The sequence below is a fragment of the Amycolatopsis sp. NPDC051372 genome (assembly GCF_040682095.1).
Classification (GTDB): domain Bacteria; phylum Actinomycetota; class Actinomycetes; order Mycobacteriales; family Pseudonocardiaceae; genus Amycolatopsis.
Genome location: NZ_JBFBAF010000003.1, coordinates 24,402 through 50,546 on the forward strand (window position 1 = coordinate 24,402; position 26,145 = coordinate 50,546).

Annotated in this window: 22 protein-coding genes; 4 read left to right on the top strand and 18 right to left on the bottom strand. The window is 69.1% G+C overall.

Features of this window, described 5'->3' with window-relative positions:
- Nucleotides 1–12: 12 nt before the first annotated feature.
- From AB0M56_RS05705 to ddaH, 7 genes are all read right to left on the bottom strand, one after another.
- Entirely contained in the window at nucleotides 13–1,749 is a 1,737-nt protein-coding gene (locus tag AB0M56_RS05705) for a Wzz/FepE/Etk N-terminal domain-containing protein (RefSeq protein ID WP_364171436.1), read from the bottom strand.
- Nucleotides 1,746–3,095: an exopolysaccharide biosynthesis protein gene (locus AB0M56_RS05710; RefSeq protein WP_364171438.1), complete on the bottom strand. Its 1,350-nt coding sequence runs from the start codon at nucleotides 3,093–3,095 to the stop codon at nucleotides 1,746–1,748. The genes AB0M56_RS05705 and AB0M56_RS05710 overlap by 4 nt, the downstream gene beginning before the upstream one ends.
- A 143-nt stretch (nucleotides 3,096–3,238) precedes the next feature.
- Nucleotides 3,239–4,426, bottom strand: a complete 1,188-nt coding sequence (locus AB0M56_RS05715; protein WP_364171440.1) for a glycosyltransferase family 4 protein — start codon at nucleotides 4,424–4,426, stop codon at nucleotides 3,239–3,241.
- Nucleotides 4,416–5,747 (bottom strand): nucleotide sugar dehydrogenase, encoded by a 1,332-nt coding sequence (locus AB0M56_RS05720; RefSeq protein WP_364171442.1) that lies wholly within the window; start codon nucleotides 5,745–5,747, stop codon nucleotides 4,416–4,418. The genes AB0M56_RS05715 and AB0M56_RS05720 overlap by 11 nt, the downstream gene beginning before the upstream one ends.
- A 234-nt stretch (nucleotides 5,748–5,981) precedes the next feature.
- Nucleotides 5,982–6,692: a glycoside hydrolase family 75 protein gene (locus AB0M56_RS05725; RefSeq protein WP_364171444.1), complete on the bottom strand. Its 711-nt coding sequence runs from the start codon at nucleotides 6,690–6,692 to the stop codon at nucleotides 5,982–5,984.
- Nucleotides 6,693–6,999: 307 nt separating this feature from the next.
- Nucleotides 7,000–7,650: a polysaccharide deacetylase family protein gene (locus AB0M56_RS05730; RefSeq protein WP_364171446.1), complete on the bottom strand. Its 651-nt coding sequence runs from the start codon at nucleotides 7,648–7,650 to the stop codon at nucleotides 7,000–7,002.
- A gap of 88 nt (nucleotides 7,651–7,738) precedes the next feature.
- Nucleotides 7,739–8,590, bottom strand: coding sequence for a dimethylargininase (ddaH, locus tag AB0M56_RS05735; RefSeq protein ID WP_364171448.1), 852 nt, complete (start codon nucleotides 8,588–8,590; stop codon nucleotides 7,739–7,741).
- Between the two features lie 74 nt (nucleotides 8,591–8,664).
- Here ddaH and AB0M56_RS05740 point away from each other — a divergent pair, with 74 nt between their 5' ends.
- The 3 genes from AB0M56_RS05740 to AB0M56_RS05750 all read left to right on the top strand — a co-directional run bounded on the left by AB0M56_RS05740 (nucleotide 8,665) and on the right by AB0M56_RS05750 (nucleotide 12,508).
- Complete coding sequence (locus tag AB0M56_RS05740) at nucleotides 8,665–9,111, top strand: Lrp/AsnC family transcriptional regulator (RefSeq protein ID WP_220245995.1); 447 nt, start codon at nucleotides 8,665–8,667, stop codon at nucleotides 9,109–9,111.
- Between the two features lie 392 nt (nucleotides 9,112–9,503).
- Nucleotides 9,504–11,447, top strand: a complete 1,944-nt coding sequence (locus AB0M56_RS05745) for a 2-oxoacid:acceptor oxidoreductase subunit alpha (protein WP_364171450.1) — start codon at nucleotides 9,504–9,506, stop codon at nucleotides 11,445–11,447.
- Nucleotides 11,444–12,508 (top strand): 2-oxoacid:ferredoxin oxidoreductase subunit beta, encoded by a 1,065-nt coding sequence (locus tag AB0M56_RS05750; RefSeq protein WP_364171452.1) that lies wholly within the window; start codon nucleotides 11,444–11,446, stop codon nucleotides 12,506–12,508. Before AB0M56_RS05745 ends, AB0M56_RS05750 begins: the two co-directional genes overlap by 4 nt.
- 221 nt (nucleotides 12,509–12,729) lie before the next feature.
- Here AB0M56_RS05750 and AB0M56_RS05755 read toward each other — a convergent pair whose 3' ends face one another.
- Nucleotides 12,730–14,022 (bottom strand): hypothetical protein, encoded by a 1,293-nt coding sequence (locus AB0M56_RS05755; protein WP_364171454.1) that lies wholly within the window; start codon nucleotides 14,020–14,022, stop codon nucleotides 12,730–12,732.
- Between the two features lie 14 nt (nucleotides 14,023–14,036).
- Entirely contained in the window at nucleotides 14,037–15,086 is a 1,050-nt protein-coding gene (locus AB0M56_RS05760; RefSeq protein WP_364171993.1) for a polyprenyl synthetase family protein, read from the bottom strand.
- A gap of 290 nt (nucleotides 15,087–15,376) precedes the next feature.
- Between AB0M56_RS05760 and AB0M56_RS05765 the strand changes: the two genes are divergently transcribed.
- Entirely contained in the window at nucleotides 15,377–16,027 is a 651-nt protein-coding gene (locus AB0M56_RS05765) for a hypothetical protein (protein WP_364171456.1), read from the top strand.
- Nucleotides 16,028–16,083: 56 nt separating this feature from the next.
- On the opposite strand, the gene AB0M56_RS05770 is transcribed toward AB0M56_RS05765, so the two are convergent.
- From AB0M56_RS05770 to nuoH, 9 genes are all read right to left on the bottom strand, one after another.
- Nucleotides 16,084–16,794: an HNH endonuclease gene (locus AB0M56_RS05770; RefSeq protein ID WP_364171460.1), complete on the bottom strand. Its 711-nt coding sequence runs from the start codon at nucleotides 16,792–16,794 to the stop codon at nucleotides 16,084–16,086.
- A complete protein-coding gene (locus AB0M56_RS05775) occupies nucleotides 16,791–17,870 on the bottom strand; it encodes an AAA family ATPase (RefSeq protein ID WP_364171462.1) in 1,080 nt (359 codons plus the stop codon). The genes AB0M56_RS05770 and AB0M56_RS05775 overlap by 4 nt, the downstream gene beginning before the upstream one ends.
- Before the next feature lie 178 nt (nucleotides 17,871–18,048).
- On the bottom strand, nucleotides 18,049–19,626 hold the full coding sequence (nuoN, locus tag AB0M56_RS05780; RefSeq protein ID WP_364171995.1) for an NADH-quinone oxidoreductase subunit NuoN: 1,578 nt from the start codon (nucleotides 19,624–19,626) through the stop codon (nucleotides 18,049–18,051).
- A gap of 18 nt (nucleotides 19,627–19,644) precedes the next feature.
- Nucleotides 19,645–21,195 carry an NADH-quinone oxidoreductase subunit M gene (locus tag AB0M56_RS05785; RefSeq protein WP_364171464.1) on the bottom strand — a complete coding sequence of 517 codons (1,551 nt, stop codon included), beginning with the start codon at nucleotides 21,193–21,195 and terminating at the stop codon, nucleotides 19,645–19,647.
- A 1-nt stretch (nucleotide 21,196) separates the two neighbouring features.
- The gene (gene nuoL, locus AB0M56_RS05790) at nucleotides 21,197–23,104 is read right to left on the bottom strand and encodes an NADH-quinone oxidoreductase subunit L (RefSeq protein ID WP_364171466.1); all 1,908 of its coding nucleotides are present in this window, start codon (nucleotides 23,102–23,104) and stop codon (nucleotides 21,197–21,199) included.
- Between the two features lie 10 nt (nucleotides 23,105–23,114).
- The gene (gene nuoK / locus AB0M56_RS05795) at nucleotides 23,115–23,414 is read right to left on the bottom strand and encodes an NADH-quinone oxidoreductase subunit NuoK (protein WP_326567987.1); all 300 of its coding nucleotides are present in this window, start codon (nucleotides 23,412–23,414) and stop codon (nucleotides 23,115–23,117) included.
- Nucleotides 23,411–24,286, bottom strand: a complete 876-nt coding sequence (locus tag AB0M56_RS05800; RefSeq protein ID WP_364171468.1) for an NADH-quinone oxidoreductase subunit J — start codon at nucleotides 24,284–24,286, stop codon at nucleotides 23,411–23,413. The genes nuoK and AB0M56_RS05800 overlap by 4 nt, the downstream gene beginning before the upstream one ends.
- On the bottom strand, nucleotides 24,283–24,825 hold the full coding sequence (gene nuoI, locus AB0M56_RS05805; protein ID WP_364171470.1) for an NADH-quinone oxidoreductase subunit NuoI: 543 nt from the start codon (nucleotides 24,823–24,825) through the stop codon (nucleotides 24,283–24,285). Before nuoI ends, AB0M56_RS05800 begins: the two co-directional genes overlap by 4 nt.
- Nucleotides 24,812–26,140 (bottom strand): NADH-quinone oxidoreductase subunit NuoH, encoded by a 1,329-nt coding sequence (nuoH, locus tag AB0M56_RS05810; RefSeq protein ID WP_364171997.1) that lies wholly within the window; start codon nucleotides 26,138–26,140, stop codon nucleotides 24,812–24,814. The genes nuoI and nuoH overlap by 14 nt, the downstream gene beginning before the upstream one ends.
- Nucleotides 26,141–26,145: the final 5 nt, after the last annotated feature.

The window sequence follows — 26,145 nt, forward strand, 5'->3', positions numbered from 1 at the left end:
GCGTAACCCTCTCTAGCTTTCCGGACCGGACTGGACGGGCGCGAACTTCTTGGTCGGCATCTCGGAGTTGCCGGGTTGGGACTTGCGCTGTTCCGGCGCGCGCTCCTCGGGCTTGCGCGGCACCGGGCTGAGCCGGCGGGTCGGCGCTTCGAGGTGGCCCTTGGTCTCGACGGGCATCGCGGGCTTGGCCGGTTTGACGACCGACGCCTCAATGGTCGTCGCTGCGTCGTTCACGTCATGCTCGACCGGCCAGTCGATCGGCTTCTCCGGCTCCTGCTCCACGAACTTCCGCGGCGGCTCGGCCGGCTTCTCGATCTGCTTGGCCGCCACCACGGACGCCCGCCCGCGCAACGCGGTGTGCAGGCCGTCCCACAGCGTCCCGTCGGTCTGGTCCTTCGGGTCCGGATCGACGAGCACCACACCCAGGATCGGGATACCGCAGTCGGCGAGCTGCCGGGCTACGGTGTGCAGCCACAACGTGTTCGCGTGCCCCGAGCGCACGACCAGCACCGTCTCCGTGCCGAGGTACTCCAGGTCCGTCCACGCCGTGCCGGGCGCGACCGTGCCGACGCCGAGCCGGTACACCGCGCGCTTGATCGACGGGTCTCCGACCTCGACCACCTTCACGTCGCCGGCCACCGCCAGGCGCTTCGCGTCGTGGCGCGGCAGATCGTCGATCACCACGACCGGTCCGTCCTCGGCCAGCTCCGCCGCCATGTCCACCGCGAGCCCCGCGGCCACGCCGGGCGCGCCGAGCTCCAGCAACGACAGCGGCCCGCGTTCGGCCCGGGCCGAACGCACGAGCGTCACGGCCACGCGCTTGCGTTCGACGACCGGCTTCGACTTGGCCCACAACCGCTTCGGGCCGCGCAGCTTCGACGGCAGCTGCGCGATCACCGACGCACCGAGGTGTTCGGAGACCTCGCGCCGCAGCACCGGCCGGTCGCGCACGAGCGCGGTGACCATCGCCAGGGCCAGCCCGAGGGCGAGGCCGAGCGCGAAGCCGATGGCGCCGTTGGTGGCGACCGTCTTGAGGAAGGACACCTTCTGGATCGCCGGCGCGTCCACGATCTGCGTGCCCGCGGCCACCTGCGGTGTGCCGATACCCGCCTGCTGCGCCTGGTTCTGCAGGTCGGCGATCTTCGACACCAGGTCCGCACGCTGGGTGTACAGCTGCTCCAGCGTGCCGGCGTTCGCGCGGCTGCCCTTGTCGGCCTCGGTCGCGGCCTGCGAGTCGATCTGCGCCAGCTGCTGCTGCGCCTGCGTGCGCTGGTCGAGCAGCGCCTTGGCCTGCGCGGTCGCGGCGGCTTGGTTGCGCTGCACGTGGTCGGCGATGAAGACGTCGGCCAGCGCCTGCGCCTTCGCGACGGCGTCTTCCTTGGTCTTGGCCGTGACCGTCACCTGCATGACGTTGTTGGTCAGGCCGAGGCCGGTGTAGTCCTTCAGGAAGTCTTCGGTCGCCTCGGTGCTGTGCACCTTCTGCAGCGCGGCCGACGCGATCTTCGCGGTCTCCAGCACGGCGACGTCGGTGCGCATCAGCGTGCCGCTGTCGGTCGGCGAGTCGTCCGGGTGGATCACGATCACCTTGGTGATCGCGGTCGGCGGGGCCGGCAGCAGCACGGCGACTGCGCCGCCGACCACCAGGCCCAGCAACGCGAAGGTGACCCACAGCCGGCGGTGCCGGCGCACGGCGACGACGATTCTCTGCAGGTCGATCAGTGGCGGCGAGGAGCTCTGCGAACTGGTCATGACGAACCTGCCATCGCGTCACGGTCCACCGGGACCTGGGGTGGATCCGCCGAGGCGGGAACTCTCCGCGGTTTCCCGGTGACGCGGACCTGACGCGTGAGCACGGCGCCGAGCACCTCGTGGCCCGCGTCGGCGCACGCCTCGGCGATCGCCACGAGCTCCCACGCGCTGCGGCTGCCGACCGAGAGCACCACGAGCACTCCGGCGGTACCGTCCGGCACGGTCGGCTGCACGCCGGCGCCCACGGTGACCTCCGTGATCGTCAGCTCCACCCGCACGCGCTCGGTCTCGGCGACCTTTGCGAACTGCGTCGCCGCGCGCCGCGCCGCACTGTCGCCGGCGGCGACGAGCACGAGCAGCCGCAGCACGCCGTCGCGGTCGGTGCCCAGCCGGGCGAACACCCGGCGGTAGCGCACCTCACGGCTGGACTCGTCGGCCGAAGCCGGCACCTCCGGCAGGTTCCACGGCTTGTCGCTGCCCGTGATCCGGCGCAGCGCGCCCCGGAAGCCGGTCGCGCGCTCCGGCTCACCGGTCTCCGGCACGTCGACGCTCGCCAGCACCGGCGCGCCCAGCGCCGAGCCGATCTCCGTCTCACTGCGCGGCCGACGGTCGCTGCGCGCCCCGAAGAGGTAGCTGAGCAGGCCGATGAGGAAGAACAGGATCGCGCCGCCCCCGGCGAGCTGCGCCAGCGTGGGCGGAGCCTGTGAGGTCGGCTTCTCCGACGGCCCCATCACGACCATGTTGCCGGCGCCCGTGGCCGCGTCGGCCGCGTCGAGGTTGTTCATCGCCTGCTCCAGCGAGGTGCGCAGGCCCTGCAGCTCCGTGCGGACCTGCACGCCCTCCACCGTCTGGCCGTCGGACACCGAACGGGACAGGTCGAGGACGCGCTGGTTGGTCTGCGCCACCTGCTGGCGCAGCGCCTCCCGCTGCTCCTGCGCGAGCTGGGCCGACGAGCCGGCCGAGTTGGACAGCAGCTGCGTGGAGTACTTCACGAACTCCTTGGCCACCTGATCGGCCAGCTGCTGGGCGTGCTCCGGGCTGTCGCTCGAAGCACTGATGGCCACGACGTTGCCCTGCGCCACCGAGGCCGTGACCTTCTTCTGGAGGTCCGGGCCGGCCTCGCGCATGCCGAGCGCCGCGGCCGCGCGGTCCAGCACCACCGAGCTGGTGGCCACCTGGGCCTGCGTCAGCAGCTCGTCGGCCTGGCGCGGGCCCTGCAGCAGCACGCTCGCCGTGGTCTCGTAACCGGGCGAGAGCACGACAGAAGCCCCCGCACCGACGCCCGCCCCCACGACCACCAGGATCAGCAGCGCCCTCCAGCGTCTGCGCAGAACCTGTCCCACCATCGAAAGTCGTACCGTGTCGTCACTCAAAACCGGGGTCTCCCCTCCGAAAGTGGCGTACCGGTCACTGACCCCGTCGTCGTGCTGGAGGCGTTGGTTACACCGAACGCACGAACCTTGTTCAAACCGCGATCAAGCACGTGGGCTCAGCGCACAGCTCGCTCGTACGCGGCGAGCAGGGCTTTCTGCGAGTTCGCCCAGGCCAGTGGCCCGCTGACCCGCGCCTTGCCGAGTTCCCCCATCCGGACGCGCTCGTCCGGGTCGTCGAGCAGGACCGCGACGAGCTTCGCGAACTCGGTGACGTCGTTGGCCGGCGCGTAGAGCGCGGCGTCGGCCGCGGAGACGCGGGCCTCCCGCAGCTCGAACGAGACGATGGGCTTGCTCATCGCCATGTACTCCATGATCTTGTTCATGGTCGACACGTCGTTGAGCGGGTTGAGCGGGTCGGGCGAAAGGCACACGTCGGCCGCGGACAGGTAGCGCAGCAGGTCGGCGTCGGAGACGCGGCCGGTGAACTCGACCTGGTTCTCCAGGCCCAGCTCCTTCGACAGCGCCACCACGTCGTCGAACGCGTCGCCGGCGCCCACGAACACGGCGTGCCAGTCGTCGCGGCCGATCTCGTCACGCAGGGAAGCCAGCGCGCGCAACGCGTAGTCCACGCCGTCCTGCGGCCCCATCACGCCGAGGTAGCAGAGCAGGTGTGGTTTGCCGCGTTTGAGCTCCGGCTCCACCGGCACCTCGTGGAATCGCTCGACCACGGGCGCGCTGCGGACCACGAACACGTCCTCGGGCCGCTTGCCGCCGCGGATGAGGGCGACCTGGCGGTAGCTCTCGTTGGTGGCGATCACGACGTCGGCCGCGCGGTAGGTGGCGCGCTCGAGCGCGCAGACGCCGCGGTAGAGCAAGTCCTGACCACGGTCGAAGCGCGACAAATACAGCTCCGGCACGAGGTCGTGCTGGTCGAAGATGAACTTCGCGCCCTGGCGCTTGAGCATCCGCGCCACGAGGAACAACAGGTCGGGCGGGTTGCAGGCGTGGACCACGTCGACGGGGCCGACCTTGCGGGCCAGCCGGAACGTGTGCCACACCGCGGAGCCGTACTCCTGCACGTAGCCGGCGGGGCCACCGGTCGCCGCCTTGAGCGGGTAGCGGTGGATGTGCACCTCGTCGATCACGGCTTCGGGTTCGGTGTCGCGTTTCGTGCCCTGCGGGCAGATCACGTGCACCTCCCAGCCGCCGTCGCGCAGCGTCTGACACTCCTGCCACACGCGGCGGTCGAACGGCACCGAGAGGTTCTCGACCAGGATCAGGGCTTTTTTCTTGTCACCAGGCAAGGCCGACGTATCCCTCTTCGGCCCGGCGCACCTCGGCGTCGGGGATGCGGACGAGGTCGACGAGCGTCTGCTCGCCACCGTGGGGAAGCGCGGCCAGCACGGCCGGGTCGGAGGTGCCGACGAGGCACACCTCGGCGTGCTCCAGCACCTCCTCGACCGAACCCGCGAGCAGCTGCCCGAGGTGCGGCAGCCGGGCATCGATGTACTCGCGGTTGGCGCCCATGAGCCGCGAGAGGCTCACGTTGGCGTCGTAGATCTTGAGGTCGAAGCCCTTGCCGAGCAGCCGCTCGGCGAGCTCGACGAGCGGGCTCTCACGCAGGTCGTCGGTGCCCGGCTTGAACGACAGGCCGAACAGGCCCACCTTGCGCTTGCCGGTGCGCGCGACGAGGTCGAACGCGCGCTGCAGGTGATCTTCGTTCGAGGGCAGCACGTGCTCGAGGATCGGCACCGACACGTCGGCGCGGCGCGCGGCGTAGACCAGTCCGCGCAGGTCCTTCGGCAGGCACGAACCGCCGAACGCGAAGCCAGGGCGCAGGTACGCGGGGCTCACGTTGAGCTTGCGGTCGGCGAGGAAGACGTCCATCACCTTGTGCGAATCGAGCCCCAGCGCGCGGCAGACGGCGCCGAGCTCGTTGGCGAAGCCGATCTTCAAGCCGTGGAAGGCGTTGTCGGCGTACTTGGTCATCTCCGCGACCGGGATCGGCACGCGGAAGACGTCGCCGGGCAGGCCCGTGTAGAGCTCGGCCACGATGTCGCCGCTGGCGGTGTCGAGCTCGCCGATCACGGTCTTGGGCGGGTCGAAGAAGTCGCGCACGCTGGTGCCCTCGCGCAGGAACTCCGGGTTCACCGCCACGCCGAAGTCGACGCCCGCGGTTCGGCCGCTGGACTTCTCCAGGATCGGCACCAGCAGGTCGAGACAGGTGCCCGGCAGCATCGTGCTGCGGAACACCACCGTGTGGCGGCGCTCTTTGGACGTCACAGCCTTGTGCGCCAACGCTTCGCCGATCTCGTCGGCCACGCGTTCGAGATATTCGGTGGAGAGGCTGCCATTGGGCGCCGAAGGCGTGCCCACGCAGACCAGCGACACGTCGGTCGCCGCCACCGCCTCGGCCACGTCGGTCGTCGCGCGCAGCGCCCCCGACGCCACGACCTCGGCCGTCAGCTCCCCGATGCGCTCCTCGACCACCGGCGCGTTGCCGCGCGTCACGAGGTCCACCTTCACCGGGTTCACGTCGACCCCGACGACCTCGTGCCCGTTCCCCGCCAGACAGGCCGCGGACACACACCCCACGTACCCCAGCCCGAAGACACTGATCCTCACGCTTGAACCTCCGCCCGCATTCGCTGATCGGTTGGTCGGCGCGCGGACGCAGTTCGTTACCCGTTCAGGCCAGTGGAGAAATGGCAACCGGATTTGCGTATCGATTGTGCGCTTTTTCGACCTCTCGTAGTGGTCTCGACAACATTTTTCGTGCCGTAGCGCCATTTCCGCCAAGAATCGACGAAGCGCCGGGGAAGCTCGACAAAGCTTCCCCGGCGCCGTTGTCCGTCGCGTTCAGTTGTTGTTCACGAACGTGCCGGCCAGGTTCTGCCCGGTGCTCGTGGCCGTGCCGTGGTTCTCGATCGGTGAGACCTTCGAGTTCTTGAAGCAGATGTAGGTCACGCCGGAGTCGGTGCCACCGTTGGACGGGTCGGGGTTGATGCCGAGGTCCTTGGCCGTCGCGTAGGAAGCCTCGCCGATGATCCCGGTCGGCCCGGTGTCACCGATGACGGTGTATTCGACTTTTCCGTTGTAGATCACTGCGCACGAACCGCCGCCCTTGAGACCGGAGGACGAGTAGTTCCACGTGCCACTGGAGCTCGGCACGACGATGTAGGGCAACGTCGCGGCATTCAGCGGCTTTCCGTCGCTCTGGTGGAACGCCGTGTCGCCCTGGAAACAGCAGTCGGTGTCCTCGTTGCACTGCGACGTGCGCTGCCCGTCGCAGTCGATGTCCATGTCGGCCTTCCAGAACACGGCCCCATTGGCGCCGCACACGGCGACGGTCTTGGAGCCCGCGTCCTCGTCGGTCTTGTACTTGCCGTTCGAGATCTGGTTGCAGCTGTTGGTCTTCGCCAGCAGCTGCGCCGCCGTCGGGCCCGCGGCCGGCGCCGCGGCGACCTGGGCGTGGTCCGGACCCGCCGGCGCTGCCGAGGCCGACGCCACCGCCGCCGGCATCACCGCGGCGGCGATCGCCATGGTCGCGAACAGGATCAGCTTCCTCATCGAGGCTCCCTGTCAGTCAAGAGAAACTGTTAGTTAGGAAAGTTTCCTTACTCGTGCGGCGTAGCGCACAGGATGCACCCGGGCGCGCACGGTGACAAGACCTCGACCGTCAGTGGTTTTCCCACCAGCCTGTAATGCTTGACGAAACCGCTGGTGCACCGGGAAACCGTTCACGAAACCGGCAAACCGAAGTCCCGAACACCGGTACACAACGCGGCGCAGCGGACCCCCACCCACCCAAAGCCATCCGACGGCACACGCCGCCCCCAAAACCCCGCCCGGCACCAACGCGAGCCGCCCCGCAGACTCAGAACGCCAGCAACCCCGTCAATCGACCGGGCCAGCGGTGCCCGTACCGACCCACCAGCACACCCTCAGCCCACTGACGGTCCAGATCCCGATGCACCTCGACGCGGTTCTGCAACCATTCGCCACCCCGAACACCCGAACTACCGGGCCCAGAGCCGGCGTACACCCGCGTCGCCCCGGCCGCCCTCAACCGGCCCAGCACGCGCCGGTCCACCCGACGCCCGGACAGGGAGTACCGGCACACCGCCCGCCCGCTCAACTCCCCCAGCAACCGCGGCGCCGCATCAAGCTCGCGCCGCAGCACGCGTTCCTCGAACCGCCGCGCACCGAACCGGTCCCAGCCGTGCGAGCCGACATCCATCCCGGCGGCAACAAGCGAACGCAACCCGGCGCGATCCACGAACCCACGCGAGCCGACGCGGCCGGCGAGCGGGAAGAACTCCCCGCGCAGCCCGCGCTGCACCAACCTCGGCAACGCGATCTCGACGTCGGAGACATTGCCGTCATCGAAGGTCAGCCGCGATTCAGGACACTTCGCGACGACGTCCAGCAAGGTCTCGAACTGCTCCACCGTGATCCAGCGCTCGTCTTCGCCCGGATCGAGCGCGCGCTGGGGTCTGCCGATGCCGTGCACGGTGAAGTTGACCATCGCACCTCGTCCCGGTTCGGAGCGTCGGACCTCCTGTATCTCGATTAATCGACGTGGCAAATGGAGTAGTTACACTATCTACACAAAGTTATTTGCGAATCTCCAAAGTGCAGCACTTCGGCCCGCCGCCGGCCTTCCGCAGTTCGGAAATGTCCAGGTAGACGGGCTCGTAGCCCCGCTCGGCCAGCTGCGCACCCAGCCCGACGGCCTCCAGGGGCAGCACGACGTTGCGCCCGTCGGAGACGCCGTTGAGGCCGAAGCACTCGGCGTCGGCGGCCGTGGCGATCACGGCGTCGGGGAACAGGCGCCGCAGCACGCGCTGCGAGCCCGGCGAGAAGGCCTCCGGGTAGTAGGCGATCTGCGGGGCCGTGGTGTCGGTCCCGGCGTCGGCTTCGGTGAGCACGAACAGCGCCGTGTCGAGGTGGTAGTACCGCGGGTCGACGAGGCTCAGCGACACCACGGGCACGCCGAGCACCTCCTGCGCTTCCGCGTGCGCGGCCGGGTCGGTGCGGAAGCCGGTGCCGGCGAGTAGCAGCTTGCCCGTCCAGGCGAAGTCGCCCTCGGCCTCGTTGATACGCTCCGGCATCGTCAGGTCGCGGTAGCCGTGCTCGACGAACCAGCGGCGGAAGTGCTCGGCCTCGGCCGCGCGCTGCGGCGCCCGGAAGCTCGAACCGAGCACACGCCCGTCCACGACGGTGCCGGAGTTCGCCGCGAACACCATGTCGGGCAGGCCCGGCTGCGGCTCGATCTCCTCGACGGTGTGGCCGAGGCGGCGGTAGGTGTCGCGCAGCTCGGTCCACTGGGCCACCGCGACGTCGGCGCTGACCGGCGCGGTCGGGTCCATCCAGGGGTTGATCACGTAGTCCACCGCGAAGAACCGCGGCGGGCACATCAGGTAACGGCGGGTGGTGGGAACTCGCTGCACAGACTCTGCCTGCATGATTGAAGGGTAAGGTCGGCCTAACCGCGCAATCAATCGCTGTTCGCTGCGCACATACCTGCTAAACATTGCGTGTGAACACCATCGACCAGCGAATCGTTTCCTGCCTGGTGGCCAACGCGCGTTCGAGCTACGCCGAGATCGGCAAAGTCGTCGGATTGTCCGCCCCGGCGGTCAAGCGCCGCGTCGACCGGCTGTTGGAAACCGGCGTGCTGCGCGGCTTCACGGCGGTTGTCGACCCAGAGGCACTCGGCTGGGGCACCGAGGCCTTCGTCGAGGTGCACTGCCAGGGCAACGTCACACCCGCCCGCATCCGCGCGCGGCTTGAACCGCTGCCGGAGGTCGTGGCCGCCTACACGGTCTCGGGCGCGGCCGACGCGATCGTGCACCTGCGCGCCGCCGACATCCACCACCTCGAGACGGCACTCGAACGGCTGCGCGGGCTGGAGATCATCGACCGCACCGTTTCGACGGTCGTCCTGTCGCGGCTGTTGGAGCGGCCGCCGAACCCGCAGAGCTGACCGGCGGGCCTGGTCGAACCACCGGACTTCATCGGGAACTCGAATGAACTTATCCACATGCCGGGACGCAGATGCGGGACCAGTCCATCCGGTGGCATCGTCCATGCCACAGACCGGGAAATCCGGTTTGTGTGGCCCATCGGTGGGAGACGTGCGTCACTGCGGGTCCCCCGGAAATCCCGTTACCATCGGTCACAGGTAACAAAGGGCGCCTGCCGCCGGTAACGGGATGAAGGCTTCCACTCCGGGTACCCCACACTTCGGGAACTCCCGAGTCCTCGACGAGTAACCTCGGGGTAGGCCTGGTGATCCAGCCGACATCGCCGGGCGGGCGTTTCCCCGGGGGCCGACCCGGGGTCGCAGCACGTCGGGAGAGAGGGATTCCCTGACCTATGAGCACGAGTGCGAACGGCGGTCTCGGGGGCGCGGAGGCCGGTAACGGTCACGCCGCCTTGACCAGCTCGAGGTCGACCGAAGTCAGCAAGCTCGACCGGGTCGTCATCCGGTTCGCCGGTGACTCGGGCGACGGCATGCAGCTGACGGGCGACCGGTTCACGTCCGAGGCCGCGGCCTTCGGCAACGACCTGTCGACGATGCCGAACTTCCCCGCCGAGATCCGCGCGCCACAAGGCACGATCCCGGGCGTCTCGTCGTTCCAGGTGCACTTCGCCGACTACGACATCCTCACGCCCGGCGACCGGCCCGACGTGCTGGTGGCCATGAACCCCGCGGCGCTGAAGGCGAACCTGCGCGACGTCCCGCAGGGCGGCACGATCATCCTCAACACCGACGAGTTCTCCAAGCGCAACCTCGTGAAGGTCGGGTACGACAACGACCCGCTCGACGACGACACGCTGTCGGCCTTCCAGGTCCACCGGGTCGCCATGTCGACCCTGACGCAGGGCGCGCTCGCCGACACCGGCCTCGGCAAGAAGGACGCCGAGCGGTGCAAGAACATGTTCGCGCTCGGGCTGCTGTCGTGGATGTACCACCGGCCGACCGAGGGCACGGAGCGGTTCCTGCGCGAGAAGTTCGCGAAGAAGCCGGACATCGCCGAGGCCAACATCCTGGCCTTCCGCGCGGGCTGGAACTACGGCGAGACCACCGAGTCGTTCGCCACGACGTTCGAGGTCGCGCCGGCAAAGCTCGACCAGGGCACCTACCGGCAGATCACCGGCAACACGGCGCTGGCGTACGGGATCGTGGCGGCCGGGCAGCAGTCCGGGCTGCAGATCCTGCTGGGCACCTACCCGATCACCCCGGCGTCGGACGTCCTCCACGAGCTGTCCAAGCACAAGAACTTCGGCATCATCACGTTCCAGGCCGAGGACGAGATCGCCGGCATCGGCGCGGCGCTGGGCGCCTCGTACGGCGGCGCGCTGGGCGTGACCTCGACCTCCGGCCCCGGCATCGCGCTGAAGTCGGAGACCATCGGCCTCGGCGTGATGACGGAGCTGCCGCTCGTGGTCATCGACGTGCAGCGCGGCGGCCCGTCCACGGGCCTGCCGACCAAGACCGAGCAGGCCGACCTGCTGCAGGCGATGTTCGGCCGCAACGGCGAGTCGCCCGTGCCGATCATCGCGCCCCTGTCGCCCGCCGACTGCTTCGACGCGGCGCTGGAGGCCACGCGGATCGCGCTGAAGTACCGCACGCCGGTGCTGCTGCTGTCCGACGGCGCGATCGCCAACGGCTCCGAGCCGTGGCTCGTCCCCGACGTCGAGGACCTGCCGGACCTGCGCGTCGAGTTCGCCACGGAACCCAACGCCACCAACGACTCCGGTGAGTTCTGGCCGTACGTGCGCGACCCGGAGACGCTGGCGCGCGCGTGGGCCGTGCCGGGCACGCCGGGGCTGCAGCACCGCATCGGCGGCCTCGAGAAGGCCGACGGCACCGGGCACATCTCCTACGACCCGGACAACCACGACAAGATGGTGCGGCTGCGCCAGGCCAAGATCGACGGCATCGACGTGCCCGACCTGGTGGTCGACGACCCGTCGGGCGGCAAGGCGCGCGTGCTCGCGCTCGGCTGGGGCTCGTCCTACGGCCCGATCGGCGCGGCCTGCCGGCGCGTGCGGAAGCTGGGCATGCCGATCGCGCAGGCGCACCTGCGTCACCTCAACCCGCTGCCCGCGAACCTGGGCGAGGTGCTCCGGTCCTACGACAAGGTCGTGGTGCCGGAGATGAACCTGGGCCAGCTCGCGCTGCTGCTGCGCGGCAAGTTCCTGGTGGACGTGCACTCGTACACCAAGGTGGCGGGGCTGCCGTTCAAGGCCGAAGAGCTGCAGAACGTGTTCGCCGACATCATCACCAGCACCATCCCGGAGGGCGTCAAGTGACCGCCATCGACCTCGGACTGCCGCAGCTCGGCGGTCTGGACCTCGTTCCCACCACCGACGAACCGCAGAAGGCCAAGGACTACAAGTCCGACCAGGAAGTGCGCTGGTGCCCCGGCTGCGGTGACTACGTGGTGCTCAACGCCGTGCAGTCGTTCCTGCCGACGCTGGGCCTCAAGCGCGAGAACATCGTGTTCATCTCGGGCATCGGCTGCTCGTCGCGCTTCCCGTACTACCTCAACACCTACGGCATGCACTCGATCCACGGCCGCGCGCCGTCGATCGCGACCGGCCTGGCCACCACGCGCCCGGACCTGTCGGTGTGGGTCGTCACCGGCGACGGCGACGCGCTGTCCATCGGCGGCAACCACCTGATCCACGCGCTGCGCCGCAACGTGAACATCAAGATCCTGCTGTTCAACAACCGGATCTACGGCCTGACCAAGGGCCAGTACTCGCCGACCTCGGGCCAGGGCATGGTCACCAAGTCGACTCCGATGGGTTCGGTGGACACGCCGTTCAACCCGCTGTCGCTGGCGATCGGCGCCGAGGCGTCGTTCGTGGGCCGCGCGCTGGACTCCGACCGCAAGGGCCTCACCGAAGTCCTCGAGGCGGCGGCCCGCCATCGCGGCTCGGCGATCGTCGAGATCTACCAGAACTGCCCCATCTTCAACGACGGCGCGTTCGACGTCCTGAAGGACAAGGACGAGGCCGCCTCCCGGCTCATCCCGCTGAAGGCGGGCGAGCCGATGCGCTTCGGCGCGGAGGGCGAGTTCGGCGTCCGCCGCGGCGAGTGGGGTGGCCTGGACATCGCCAAGGTGAGCGACATCGGCGAGGACAACCTGGTCGTCCACGACCCGACCATCGCGGACACGTCGTACGCCTTCGCGCTGACCCGCCTGGGCGACCAGAACCTCACGCACGTCCCCACGGGCATCCTGCGCCAGGTCGAGCGCCCGACCTACGACGACGGCGCCCGCGCCCAGGTGGAAGAGGCCCGCGCCGCCCGCAAGCCCGACCTGCAGGGCCTCCTGCGAGGCAAAGACACCTGGACTGTTGTTTAGGCCTCGGTCTGACACGAAAGAAGGCCTTCTCGCACTCGGCGGGGAGGCCTTCTTTCGTTGCTGGGTAAGACTTAACTCAACCACGCTGCGAGATCGCGCCGGTTTCTTCCCGCCCGGTGTGGGCGGCCCCGGGCCGACCATGTCGGGTGGGAAGGAGCCGGCTCAAAGGCGATCTCGCCCGCGGCGGCGGAGCCGACGCCAAAAATACAGCCGAAGGTAGATCAGGAAAGCGGCCGGAACCCCACTCGTTCAGCATCGGCCGAAGTGCGAAACCACACCTCGGCGACCATGCGGGGGAACTGCGGCGATTCCTCAGTGCAGTAACGGAGCGCCGTGACGCTGGCCTTGACCGCGAAGGCGTCCGAGGGGCGGCCGCCGCCGGGGCGGGGCATGGCGGAGCCGGGGCCGAAGGGGCCGGGAGGCACGGAGTCCTCGCCGGTGTCGCGGGCCGGGGGCGGTTCGGGGGCGGCCATGGCGGCAACCTGGTTGGGCTGCACCGACGGCTCGAACAGCGAACCGCTGTGCGCGCCCGTGAGGTCGGGCTCGCGGCGTTCGACGGGGCGCATCGACGGCTGGATCGGCCGCGGCGCCTCGAAGCCGCCGCGTGGGGACTCGCGGGGCTGGCGCTTGGGCAGGCCGCCGGGCTCTAGAGATTCCTCTGTGGACTCTTCGGACTCCTCCACCGTGGTCGCCTGCTTCGCCATGGCCGGAGCCGGCGTGAGGTGCTCAGTGGACTCGGGCTCGTCGAGGTAGTCACCACCCGGCGTGTCCTCGAAGGGCGAACGCTCCGGCAGTTCCTTCGAGAACCAGTCCGATTCGGACTGTTCCGCCGCGGGCGCGGGCTGGAACAGCGACACCGGCTCGTCGGAGGGCTCCGGACGGCTCTCGAACGACGAGGGCTCCAGCGTGCTCTCGAAGGGTTCGAGCTTGCTCTCGAACGGTTCCACCGCGCGGTGGTAGCCGCTGGCGAGGTCCTCGTCCTCGAGATCGGCCGCGTGGCGGTAATCGCTGTCCGGCTCGCGCGAGACCGGGCTGAGGTACTCCGTCGCGGCCGCGCGGTAGACGTCGCCACTGTCCACGGAGGACGCCAGGGCCGGCTCGTCCGGTTCGGGCGAAGCGCCCGGCTCCTGCGCGGTGCGGTACTCGGCGTCGTACTCCGCCTCCGGGTCGAACCCGGCGGGCGGCGCCGCGGCGATCAGCTCGGTGGGCGCGTGCTCACGCTCGTCGCGGGCCCACGCCGGCTCGCTGTCGGGTTCCGCGAAGTCGGACGTGAACGCTGGTTCCGAAGCCACGGGAGCGTCCACCGGCGGCAGCACCGACGTCCGGCTGGACGCGGCGGCCAGCGCGGCCGCGTTGGCCGGCGTGCGCGCGTTCTCGGTGTGCGCCGACGCCAGCGCCTCTTCCAGCTCACGGATGCGCTTGCGCGCAGGCACCACGAGGACCAACCAGGCCACGAGCGCGCCGACGAAGAACGCCAACAGGCTCCACAGCCAGACTTGTCCGAAAATGGACATCTTCTCTGCCCCTTTTAATGCGTCCGCGCGACCAGGTAGTCGGCGACCGACTCGCAAGCGTCGCGCGCAGGGGAAGCGGGCAGCGCGGCGAGCTCGGCACGTGCCCGCGAAGCGTAGTCGGAAAGGGTGACGCGCGCGCGTTCGAGTCCACTCGAGCGGCGCAGCAGCTCCAGAGCTTCGGCGACCACCTCGTCCTCGGCGATCGGGCCGGCTAGCAGCTCCACGAGCCGCGGGTCGGTGTCCGGGTCGGCCAGCGCGTAGAGCATGGGCAGCGTGCGAACGCCTTCGCGCAGGTCCGTGCCCTGCGCCTTGCCCAGCTCGTCGGACGGCGACGCGATGTCGATGATGTCGTCGGAGATCTGGAACGCCGTGCCGATGATTTCGCCGAACCGGCGCAACGCCTGGATGTACCCCTCGGGGGCGCCGGACATCATGCCGCCGAACCGCCCGGACGTCGCGATCAGCGAGCCGGTCTTCTGCGCGATGACGGTGAGGTAGTGCTCCACGGGGTCGTCACCGGGGCCGGGGCCGACCGTCTCGCGCATCTGGCCGGTCACGAGCTCGCCGAACGTTTCGGCGATGATGCGCGCCGCGTCCGTCCCGAGGTCGGCGACCAGGCGCGAGGCGTGGGCGAAGAGGAAGTCGCCGGTCAGGATCGCGACGGTGTTGTCCCAGCGCGCGTTGACGCTCTCCGCGCCGCGCCGCATGGTCGCCTCGTCCATCACGTCGTCGTGGTACAGCGTCGCCAGGTGCACCAGCTCCACCGCGGCGGCCGCGATGAGCACGTGGTCATCCTGGCGGGGCCCGAACTGCGCCGACAGCAGGGTGAACAGGGGCCGGAAACGTTTGCCCCCCGCCTCGACCAGGTGCAACGCCGCGTCGTGCACCGCCTGCACATCGCTCTTCACGACGTCCCGCAGCATCGCCTCGACGTCCGCCAGCCCGCCGGCGATCGCCCTCAGCAGCTTCTCGTCCTCGATCTGCAGCCCGACGGTCGCGCGGAGGTCCTCGACGGCGCCATCCCGCGCAGCGGTGGCTCCCGCCCCCGGGGGTGGTGAAGACACAGACACGTCGGCTCCGCTCTCTCATGCGCCGGTCGGGTTATCCGGCTTTCAGAGTAGTGGCTACCCCTGGTACGCCGTTTACCCGCTGTCCAGGGGAAACGGTGACGAACATGACACCGAGGGGCAACCCGGTCCCAGAAGTCAAGCCCGGGCCCCGAACGGGTTGATCCCCCGGCACGGACGAGTGATCAACGCCCGGCAGCGCAACGGGCGAAACGGGCGCGCGGATATTCACTCAGTGGGAGTTCGCCGGCGCGGTCCGTGCGGCTTGAGTGCAGGGAGGTCAGGACATGCTGAAGAACGTGAAGACGGGGCTCGTCGCGGCGGTGGTGATGGCGGGGAGCGTGGTGGCCGGCGGCGTGGCGCACGCGCAGACGCCCGCGGGCGCGGCTGACCTCGGGGAGGCGAGCTTCACCAAGGGCTCCACCACGGTGACCGTGCCGACGCTGGCGCCGTGTGCGGTGGAGGGCCCGACCAGCGCGTCGACGGGCTCGCTGAGCAAAACGGGCCTGAGCTGGGGCGGCGGCACGTCGTCCTGCACGACGACGGTGGTCGACCCCGACAACGACACCACCAGCACCAAGTCGACGGCCACGGGCAAGAACTTCGAGCTCTCGGCCCTGGTCAGTGCCGGCGGCCCGCGCATCCGGCTGTCGAGCTACACCGTCACGTGCGACGCCGTGCAGCGGCAGACGAGCGCCAACTGGACCTTCAGCGGCCTGGCCGGCATCACCGGCCCGCCATCCCCGGTGCCGGCGGGCTACACGAAGCCGATCACGAAGGCCGGGGGCACCGTGCTGGCCAACGCGGTGTTCAACACCCAGACCCTCCCCGGCGACGGCAGCATCAGTCTCACCATGCTGCGCATCGACTTCCTCCCGACCTCGGGCATCACCGGCTCGGTGACGGTCGGCCGTACAGCCTGCTCCCCCACGCCGTAATCAAGAGACCGTGAAGGGCACCTTGAGGGAGTTCCTCAAGGTGCCCTTCACTGCGTTCAGGCCAACAAAGCGGCACGGAGTTCGGAGTCACGCAGCAGGTCGAGCAGAGAGGCGTCCGAGAAGATGCGCGGGGCGCCTGGCAGCAGAGCCTGGCGGAGCATGGCGTGCAGGACGTCGGCGTGGGGCTGGTCGCGCAGGGTCCAGATGGCGCGGCGGCGGGTCTCGGCGGAGCCGTTCCACCAGTGGAACACCAGCGCCGCCACCTGGTCCACGGCGGCGGCGCGCCCGCGTTCCAGCAGGGGCCGGTTCAGGCCGCACACCTCGATCGTCGCGCGGCCCTTGTCGGTCAACGCGCGGTAGGTGCCGATGGACAGCACCAGGAAGAGGTGATCGAGCGGGTCTTCGGCCGTCGGGTCGATCAGCAGTGGCTGTCCCGACGCGTCGAGCGGAAACCGGTCGCGCTTGTGGTGGCTGTTGCAGTACTCGCACGCCAGCAGGTGATTCAGCCAGTCGAACGCGCGATGCGGCGCCCGCGCCACCGGTTCGAAATGGTCCACAGTGGACCCGAGACCATCGCCGCAGTACATGCAGTAGCCGCGGCCCGAGGCCATCAGCGCCAGCTGCGAGCGGATCGACCGGCGGGCCCCGCGCGCGGAAGTCCACAAGCGACGCGCGGTTTTGTTGTCCCCTGCGGGAATCCGCGCGGTCAGCCGCACCAGCTCAGCGGACACAGTCAACGGCAGCGCCACCCGGCGCAGCGCGATCACCGTTCGTCGAAGTGGCGCGTGACGTCGTCGACGCGGCTGGGCGGTGAGCTGCTCAGGCGGTCGCGCAGCTGCTCCCACTCGCGCAGGCCGTTGGCGTCCGCCTGGCCCGTGGCAACGAGCAGCTCCAGCTCGGCCAGGTGCTCACGCAGCTCCACGGCCCGCGGCGAGTACGGTGTGTCGAGCCCGAACAGGTCCGACAGCACGGCGTCGTCGCCGCTGCCGTAGACCACGCGCTGGTACAGCTCGTCGGTCACCACGCGCGGCGGCTCCTGCTCGTCCGGCCCCGGCAGGCGGATCAGGCCACCCGGATCAGCGGCCTGGCACACATAGGGGCTGTGCGTGCTCACCACGAACTGGATCCGCGGGAAGTGCGCCTTCAGCCACGGCCCGATGCGCTTCTGCCACGACACGTGCAGGTGCGCGTCGACCTCGTCGATCAGCACCACGCCCGACGCGTCGATGCCCAGCCCCGCGTCCGCGAGCTGCCGCACCAGGTCGACGACGAGCGCCGTGACCGTGCGGTACCCGTCGCTCATCTCCCGCAGAGGGAACCGGTCGCCGCGGTAGGAGACCCAGAGGCCGTCGGAGTCGACGTCGCGCACGCGGTAGCCGTCGGGCAGCAGGCCGTCCCCCAGTAGTTCCAGCACGGAGTCCTTCAGCTCGCGCGCGCCCGCCTTGCCCTCCAGCGCGCGCAGGTGCTGGTTGATCAGCCACGCCACGCCCTCGGCCAGCGAAGCGTCCTCGCTGAACAGGCTCGCCACCCGCGCGAACTCGCCGCGCATCAGCGACTGCGCCTCCGGCGCTCCCCCGGCCAGCCGCCGGAACGGCCCGTAGCCGGCACAGAACGCCGGCCCCTCGCCCACCACGTCGACGTCGATCGAACTGCCTTCAGCGACCAGGCTCTCGGCGAACGGCGGCTGCACGAGCGCCTGCGCCAGCGCGCGCAGGAACGTCGTCTTGCCCGACCCGTTGCGCCCGGCCAGCACCGTCCAGCCCGGCCCCGGCAGCTTCAGGTCCACCGTGCGGGCACCACGGAACCCCAGGACGTCCGTGATCCGCACCCGCTCGATGTGCATGTGAAAAAGCATATCTGCCCGGACAAGCAGAAGGCCGCTGTGCTTTTGGCGTCGGCTCCGCCGCCGCGTGCGAGATCGCCTTTAAGCCGGCTTTTTCCTGCCCGACATGGTCGGCCCCGGGGGCCGCCCACATCGGGCAGGAAGAAACCGGCGCGATCTCGCGGAGTGGTTCAGAACCCTACGAAGCAAAACCACCCGAACTGGCCCAGCTCAGAGCGAACGAAGGCACCAGGCCCAGCACCAGCGTCACCACCACGCCGAGCGTGATGGCCGCCGTGGTGAAGCCGCCCGGGATGGCGACGGTCGGGCCGTCGGCCGCGGGCTCGGAGAAGTACATCAGCACGATCACGCGCAGGTAGAAGAACGCGGCCACCGCGCTGAACACGAGCGCGATCACCACCAGCGGAGCCATGCCGTCCGACAAGGCCGCGGAGAACACCACGAACTTGCCCACGAACCCACTGGTCAGCGGAATGCCGGCCAACGCCAGCAGCAAGAACGTGAACACCCCGGCCAGTACGGGCGACCGTTTCGCCAGCCCCGCCCAGGCAGACAGGTGCGTCGCCTCACCGCTGGAGTCGCGGACCAGGCTGATCACGCCGAACGCGGCGAGCGTGGTGAAGCCGTAGGCGAGCAGGTAGAACAGCGTGCTCGACAGGCCGTCCTCGGTCATCGCGATCGCGCCGACGAGCAGGAAGCCCGCGTGGGCGATCGAGGAGTACGCGATCATGCGCTTCACGTCGGTCTGCGTGAGGCCGAGGATCGCGCCGATCGCCATCGAGATGATCGCGACGGCCCACAGGACCCCGCGCCACTCCCAGCTCGTGGAAGAGAACGCGACCGACAACACGCGCAGGATGGCGCCGAACGCGGCGACCTTCGTGCACGCCGCCATGAAGCCCGTGACCGGAGTCGGCGCGCCCTGGTAGACGTCCGGCGTCCAGGTGTGGAACGGGCCGACCGAACCCTTGAACAGCAGACCCACCACCAGCAGGCCGAGGCCCGCGAACAGCAGCGTGTCGGAACGGTCCGAGCCGGCCGCGGCGTTGGCGATGTCGGCGAGCTTCACGGAGTTCGCGTAGCCGTAGAGCAGCGCGAGGCCGTAGAGGAAAAACGCCGAGGAGAACGCGCCGAGCAGGAAGTACTTGACCGCCGACTCCTGCGAGATGAGCCGGCGCCGCCGGGCCAGGCCGCACATGAGGTACAGCGGGAGGCTCAGCACCTCGAGCGCGATGAACATCGTGAGCAGGTCGTTGGCCGCGGTGAAGGCCATCATGCCGCCGAGCGCGAAGAGCGTGAGCGGGAAGACCTCGGTCTGCGACGTCACCGTCCCGACCGCTTGCGCGCGGTCCTGCACGGTGCCGGGGCTGATCGCGGCCTGCGCCACGAACGCGCCGCCGGGCTCCACCTTGCGGTCGGCGATGAGGAACACCGCGCCGAGCCCCAGCAGGAGCAGGGTGCCCCAGAGGAACAGCGACGGCTGGTCCACCGAGATCGCACCGGCGAATGTGGTCACGCCCGCCTTCGTCGACGACGAGCCGGTGACGTACTTGATCAGGGCGACGCCGGCCGCGACGATCGCGGCCAGGGTCACGAAGACCTGCGCGTGCCAGCGGGAAGCCTTCGGCGCGAACGCCTCCACCAGCACGCTGACGCACGCGACGCCGAAGATGATCAGCAACGGCAGCACGGCCGCGTAGTCGACCGAAGGTGTCGCCACCTGGGCCGACGGAGCCTGGGAGAGAACAGGCCCAATGAGACTGTCGAGCACGGTTTACTTGCCTCCCTGCACGGCAGACAGCGTCGCCTGCACCGACGGGGTGATCGTGTCGAGCACCGGCTTGGGGTAGAAACCCAGGCCGATGATCAGGATGACCATCGGGGCCAGGATCGCGATCTCCCGCCCGCCGAGGTCCTTGATGGCCTTCTTGGCCCCGAGCTCCGGCGCCATCGCCGTGCCCGGGCCGCCGCCCACGCCGATGAGCGCGTCACCGCGCACCGGGCCCTGCATGATCCGCTGGTAGAGCCACAGCACGTAGGCCGCGGCGAGCACCATGCCGACCGTCGCGATGATCGTGTACACCGGCTGGGTCACGAACGAGCCGATGAGCACCAGGAACTCGCTCACGAACGAGTTGGTGCCCGGCAGCGACAGCGCGGACAGACCGGCGATCAGCAGCATCCCGCCGAGCAGCGGGGTCACCTTCGCCATGCCGCCGTAGTCGGAGATCCGCGTGGACCCGCCGCGCATCACGATCAGGCCGATCACCACGATGAGCATCCCGGTCGAGAGGCTGTGGTTCAGCATGTACGACACCGAGCCGATCATCGCCTGCTCGTTGAAGGCGAAGATGCCCAGCGAGATGAACCCGAAGTGGGCGATCGAGACGTAGGCGATGAACCGTTTCATGTCGCTCTGCCCGGCAGCGAGGATCGAGCCGTAGATCACGCCGATCACCGAGAGCACCAGCACCAGTGGCGCGAGCGCTTTGCTCGCCTCGGGAAACATCGGCAGGCAGTAGCGCAGGAAGCCGAACGTGCCGACCTTGTCCAGCACACCCACCAGCAGCACCGCGACGCCGATCGGGGCCTGGCTCGCGGCGTCCGGTAGCCAGGTGTGGAACGGCACCAGTGGCGCCTTGATCGCGAACGCGAGGAAGAAGCCGAGGAACAGCCAGATCTGCGTGCCCGTCGGGGCGTCGCGCACGACCGTGACCAGCGTGGCCCAGTCGAACGTGCCCTTGCCGAGCTTGTCCGACGCCAGCGAGTACGCGCCGATCGCCGAGGCCAGCATGATCAGGCCGCCGAGGAACGAGTAGAGGAAGAACTTCACGGCCGCGTACTGCCGGTTCGCGCCGCCGTAGCCGCCGATCAGGAAGTACATCGGGATCAGCATGATCTCGAACAGCACGTAGAAGAGGAACACGTCGGTCGCCGCGAAGACGCCGATCGTGATCGCTTCCTGCAGCAGGATCAGCGACAGGAACCCGCCGGCGCTGCGGCCGGCCGGGAGCTTGTCGGTGAGCCCGAGCGCGCCCACGACGATCGGCACCAGCAGGGCGATCACCGCGATCATGATCAGCGAGATGCCGTCGGTGCCGAACGAGATGTGGATGCCGAAGGTGGGGATCCAGTCCATCGAGGTGGCCTGCTGGATCCGCGCGCCTGAGGGCGAGTAGCTCGCCCAGAACGGGATGATCAGCAGGAACTCCACAATGGACACGACGAGCGCGGTCGCGATCGCGGCCCGGTCGTTCCCCTTGAGGAACGCCAGCACCAGCGAGCCGACCAGCGGCAGCAGGATGAGCGCCAGGAGCCAAGTCATGTCAGGAGAACCTCACCAGCAGAAGGGCCGCCAGAAGCAGGAACGTGCCGCCGAGCATGGACAGCGCGTACGACCGGACGAACCCGGTCTGCATGCGCCTCAGCCGGCCGGACCCGCCGCCGAGGGCCGCGGCGAGGCCGTTGACCGCCCCGTCGACCCCGCGGTTGTCGACGTACACCAGCGCCCGCGCGAGCCAGGTGCCCGGGCGGGCGACCAGCGTCTCGTTGAGGGCGTTGCCGTACAGGTCCTTGCGAGCCGCCCGGACGACCCAGGAGACGTTTTGCGGGCGCTCGACCGGGATGTCGCGGCCGGGCCGGAAGATCCAGATCGCGAGCAGCGCGCCGATCAGGGCGAGCGCGAGGGTGAGCCACGGGATCGCCGCCGCCGAGATCGGGGCGTGCTCGGCCTCGTGGAACGCGCCGACAGTGGGGGCCAGCCAGTTCTCGAACCGGTCGCCGATCGCGAAGAACGCACCGGAGCCGACCGACCCGATCGCCAGGATCGCCATGGGGATCCACATGATCGGCTTGGACTCGTGGGGGTGGAAGTCGCGCCCGTCGGAGCTCTTGATCTCCTTCCAGCGTGACTTGCCGAAGAAGGTCATCATCATCAGGCGCGTCATGTAGAACGCGGTGAGCCCGGCGCCGATGATGCCGGCGAGGCCGAACACCCAGCCGCGCCATCCTTCCTGGCCGAACGCGGCTTCGATGATCGCGTCCTTGGTGTAGTAGCCCGCGAGGAACGGGAAGCCGATCAGCGCGAGGTATCCGAGGCCGAAGGTGACGAACGTGATCGGCATCTTCTTGGCGAGGCCGCCGAACTTGCGCATGTCGACCTCGTCGTTCATGCCGTGCATGACCGAACCGGCCCCGAGGAAGAGCCCGGCCTTGAAGAAGCCGTGGGCCACGAGGTGCATGATGCCCAGCGCGTAGATGCCCGGCCCGAGGCCGACCGCCAGCATCATGTAGCCGATCTGGCTGACGGTGGAGTAGGCGAGCACCTTCTTGATGTCGTCGTAGGCACAGCCGACGATGCACCCGATCAGCAGCGTGACCGCGCCGACGAGCGTGACTACGAGGCGGCCGTCCGGCGTCGCGGAGAAGATCACGTTGGAGCGGGCGACGAGGTAGACGCCCGCGGTGACCATCGTTGCCGCGTGGATCAGGGCCGAAACCGGGGTCGGGCCCTCCATCGCGTCCGGGAGCCAGGCCTGCAGCGGGAACTGGCCCGACTTACCGCAGGCGCCCAGCAGCAGCAGGATCCCGATCGCGGTGATCGCGCCCGGCGGGATCTGGCCGTTGGTCAGGCCCTCGAAGACCTGCGTGTAGCCGGTGGAGCCCGTGTACTTGAACATCAGGAAGATCGCCAGCGCGAGCCCGACGTCACCGACGCGGTTCATCAGGAACGCCTTCTTCGCGGCGGTGGCCGCGGACGGGCGGTTCTGGTACCAGCCGATGAGCAGGTAGGACGCGAGACCCACGCCTTCCCAGCCGAGGTACAGCGTCACGAAGCTGTTGCCCAGCACCAGGATCAGCATCGACGCGACGAAGAGGTTCAGGTACGCGAAGAAGCGGTACCGGCCCTCGTCGTCGGCCATGTAGCCGATCGAGTAGAAGTGGATCAGCATGCCGACGCCGGTGATCAGCAGGACGAACGTCAGCGACAGTGCGTCGATGCGCAGGCCGAAGTCGACCTGCAGCTGACCCGCGGGGATCCACGAGTACAGGTTGACGTTCTCGGTCGCGTTGCCCGCCGTCGAGAAGAACAGGATCACGGCGTAGACGAAGGCCAGGGCAACGGTGGCGGTGCCGAGCAGATGCCCCCAGGCCTTCGCCCGTTTCCCGGCCAACAGGAGGATCAGGGCGCCGAGGGCCGGAAGGGCCACCAGCAGCCACGATGATGCGGTCACGCTCGCCCTCTCAGTACTTCAGCAGGTTGGTGTCGTCGACCGAGGCCGAGCGCCGGGTGCGGAAGATGGCCATGATGATCGCCAGGCCCACCACGACCTCGGCGGCCGCGACCACCATCACGAAGAACGCCATCACCTGGCCGTCGAGCCCGCCGTTGATGCGGGCGAACGTGACCAGGCTGAGGTTCACCGCGTTGAGCATCAGCTCGATGCACATGAACACGACGATCGCGTTGCGGCGGACCAGGACGCCCACGGCGCCGATGGAAAACAGCAACGCCGACAGCAGCAGGTAGTAGCTCGGGGTCACTTTCCTTCCCCTTCTTCGTCGGTGCCCGCGGCAACGCTGTCGCCGCCGACCAGCGCGTGGGCGTCAGGCTTGGGGCCCTCGTCGGCGATGAGCTTGCGCTCGCGCATGAGCTGCAGCGCCGACGTGGACTCGATGATCGCCGAGAGCGACTCCGGCGCGATCGAACCGTCGGGCAGCAGGGCCGGCACGGCGACGGAGTTGGCCGTCGCGAACACACCCGGGCCGGGCAGCGGCGACGGGCGGTCGTGCTCGCCGCGGAAGCGCAGCTTCACGAGCTCGCGCTGCGGGAGCTTGCCGCCCTTCTTGTGGCGGTCGGTGAACGCCAGCACCATCGCGCCGAGCGCGGCGGTGATGAGCAGCGCCGACGTGAGCTCGAACGGGAAGAGGTACTGCGTGAAGATGATCCGCCCGAGGCCGCCCGCGCCACCGCCGTTGGCGGCGTACGGATCCAGCGCCGGAGCCGGGGTCACGTTCACCATCGAGCGGAAAACGCCGGCGGCGATCAGCGCGGCGAGCCCGATGCCGAGGATCGTCGCGGCGAACCGCTGCCCGCGCAGGACCTCGACCACGGAGTCGGAGCTCTCGCGGCCGACCAGCATCAGCACGAACAGGAACAACATCATGATCGCGCCGGTGTAGACGATGATCTGCGTGAACCCGAGGAACGGCGCCGACTGCGTCATGTAGAGCGCGCCCAGGCTCAGCATCGTGAGCACCAGCCACAGGGCCGAGTGCACGGCGTTGCGCGAGAAGATCATCCCGAGCGCGCCGAGCAGGGCGAGCGGGCCGAGGATCCAGAACGCGATCGCTTCGCCCACCGTCACGGTGGTCGACGCGGCTGCGGGCGCCTGCGCGAGAACTGCCGCGATCATTGCTTGGCCTCCTGCTGCTGCGCCTTCTCCAGCTCGGGACCGTTCACGTAGTAGTCCTGCTCGTTGTCGCCCAGGCGCATCGGGTGCGGCGGCTGCTCCATGCCGGGCAGCAGCGGGGCGAGCAGGTCTTCCTTGGTGTAGATGAGCCGCTGGCGGTCGTCGTCGGCGAGCTCGTAGAAGTTGATCATCGTCAGGGACCGCGTGGGGCAGGCCTCGATGCACAACCCGCAGCCGATGCAGCGCAGGTAGTTGATCTGGTAGTCCGCGCCGTACCGCTCACCCGGGGAGAAGCGGGCCTCCTCGGTGTTGTTGCCGCCTTCGACGAAGATCGCGTCGGCCGGGCAGGCCCAGGCGCACAGCTCGCAGCCGACGCACTTCTCGAGTCCGTCCGGGTGGCGGTTGAGCTGGTGGCGGCCGTGGTACCGCGGCGCGGCCGGGGCGCCGGCCTCCGGGTACTCCTCGGTGGCGACCTTCTTGAACATCATCGCGAAGGTGACGCCGAAACCCTTGATGGGATTCAGGAAGTCAGTTGCCGCCATCTTCTGCCCCTTCCTGTGCTGCGGTGCCGACGGCCGCCGGCTTGCGCCGGGCCGCCCTCGCTTCCGCCTTGGCCAGCGCCTTCTGGCGCGGAGTGCTTTCGGGGACCTTCAGGTCCAGCGGGGGCACGGGGAACCCGCCGCCCGTGAGGTCGACGTAGTCGCCTTCCGGCAGCTTCTTGTTCGGCACCGCCAGGCTGATCAGCACGAGCACCACCAGCACGACGCCGACGCCGACGAGGATCTGCGGCCAGCTCCACTGGATGGTCTTGATCGCGACGACCACGAGGATCCAGACCAGGTTGATCGGCACCAGGACCTTCCAGCCCAGCCGCATGAACTGGTCGTACCGCAGCCGCGGCAGCGTGCCGCGCAGCCAGATGAAGCCGAACAGCAGCACGAACAGCTTCGCGAAGAACCAGAGCATCGGCCACCAGTTCTGGTTCAGCGGCGAGTCGTCGCCGACGAACGGGAACCGCCAGCCGCCCAGGAACAGCGTGGTGCAGAACGCCGAGACGATCACCATGTTCACGTACTCGGCGAGGAAGAACATCGCGAACTTCATCGAGCTGTACTCGGTGTGGAAGCCGCCGACCAGCTCCGACTCGGCCTCGGGGAGGTCGAAGGGCGCGCGGTTCGTCTCGCCGACCATCGAGATCAGGTAGATCACGAAGCTCGGGATGAGCATGTAGAAGTACCAGCCGTGGGCTTGCGCTTCCACGATCTCGGACGTCTGCAGCGACCCGGAGTAGAGGATCACCGCGACGATCGAGAGGCCCATCGCGATCTCGTAGGAGATCACCTGCGCCGCCGAGCGGAGACCGCCGAGCAGCGGATACGGCGAGCCGGAGGACCAGCCGGCGAGCACGATGCCGTACACGCCGATCGACGAGCACGCGAGGATCACCAGCACGCCGACCGGCAGGTCGACCAGCTGCAGCGTGGTCGTCTGGCCGAAGATCGAGACGACCGGGCCGAACGGGATGGCCGAAAGCGCGATCAGCGCGGGGACCGCGGCCAGCACCGGTGCGAGGAAGTACACCTTGCGGTCGGCGGTGTCCGGGATGATCTGCTCCTTGAACGGGAGCTTGATCGCGTCGGCCAGTGACTGCAGGTACCCGCCGGGGCCCACGCGGTTGGGGCCGGGCCGGTTCTGCATCCGGCCGACCGCCTTGCGCTCCCACACGATCAGGAAGATCGTGAGGATCGGGCCGATCAGCAGGATGACGACCGCCTTGAGCAGGATCAGCCACCACGGGTCGTCCGCGAGCAGGCGAGCGCGTTCTGCGGCGTCCGGCATCTGCGCCAGGAACGGCATGAGCT

Coding starts and splice junctions, on each gene's coding strand:
- AB0M56_RS05705 (WP_364171436.1), bottom strand. CDS start 1,749: ATGACCAGTTCGCAGAGCTCCTCGCCGCCACTGATCGACCTGCAGAGA.
- AB0M56_RS05710 (WP_364171438.1), bottom strand. CDS start 3,095: ATGGTGGGACAGGTTCTGCGCAGACGCTGGAGGGCGCTGCTGATCCTG.
- AB0M56_RS05725 (WP_364171444.1), bottom strand. CDS start 6,692: ATGAGGAAGCTGATCCTGTTCGCGACCATGGCGATCGCCGCCGCGGTG.
- AB0M56_RS05730 (WP_364171446.1), bottom strand. CDS start 7,650: ATGGTCAACTTCACCGTGCACGGCATCGGCAGACCCCAGCGCGCGCTC.
- ddaH (WP_364171448.1), bottom strand. CDS start 8,590: ATGCAGGCAGAGTCTGTGCAGCGAGTTCCCACCACCCGCCGTTACCTG.
- AB0M56_RS05745 (WP_364171450.1), top strand. CDS start 9,504: ATGAGCACGAGTGCGAACGGCGGTCTCGGGGGCGCGGAGGCCGGTAAC.
- AB0M56_RS05755 (WP_364171454.1), bottom strand. CDS start 14,022: ATGTCCATTTTCGGACAAGTCTGGCTGTGGAGCCTGTTGGCGTTCTTC.
- AB0M56_RS05765 (WP_364171456.1), top strand. CDS start 15,377: ATGCTGAAGAACGTGAAGACGGGGCTCGTCGCGGCGGTGGTGATGGCG.
- AB0M56_RS05775 (WP_364171462.1), bottom strand. CDS start 17,870: ATGCACATCGAGCGGGTGCGGATCACGGACGTCCTGGGGTTCCGTGGT.
- AB0M56_RS05785 (WP_364171464.1), bottom strand. CDS start 21,195: ATGACTTGGCTCCTGGCGCTCATCCTGCTGCCGCTGGTCGGCTCGCTG.
- AB0M56_RS05800 (WP_364171468.1), bottom strand. CDS start 24,286: ATGATCGCGGCAGTTCTCGCGCAGGCGCCCGCAGCCGCGTCGACCACC.
- nuoI (WP_364171470.1), bottom strand. CDS start 24,825: ATGGCGGCAACTGACTTCCTGAATCCCATCAAGGGTTTCGGCGTCACC.
- nuoH (WP_364171997.1), bottom strand. CDS start 26,140: ATGCCGTTCCTGGCGCAGATGCCGGACGCCGCAGAACGCGCTCGCCTG.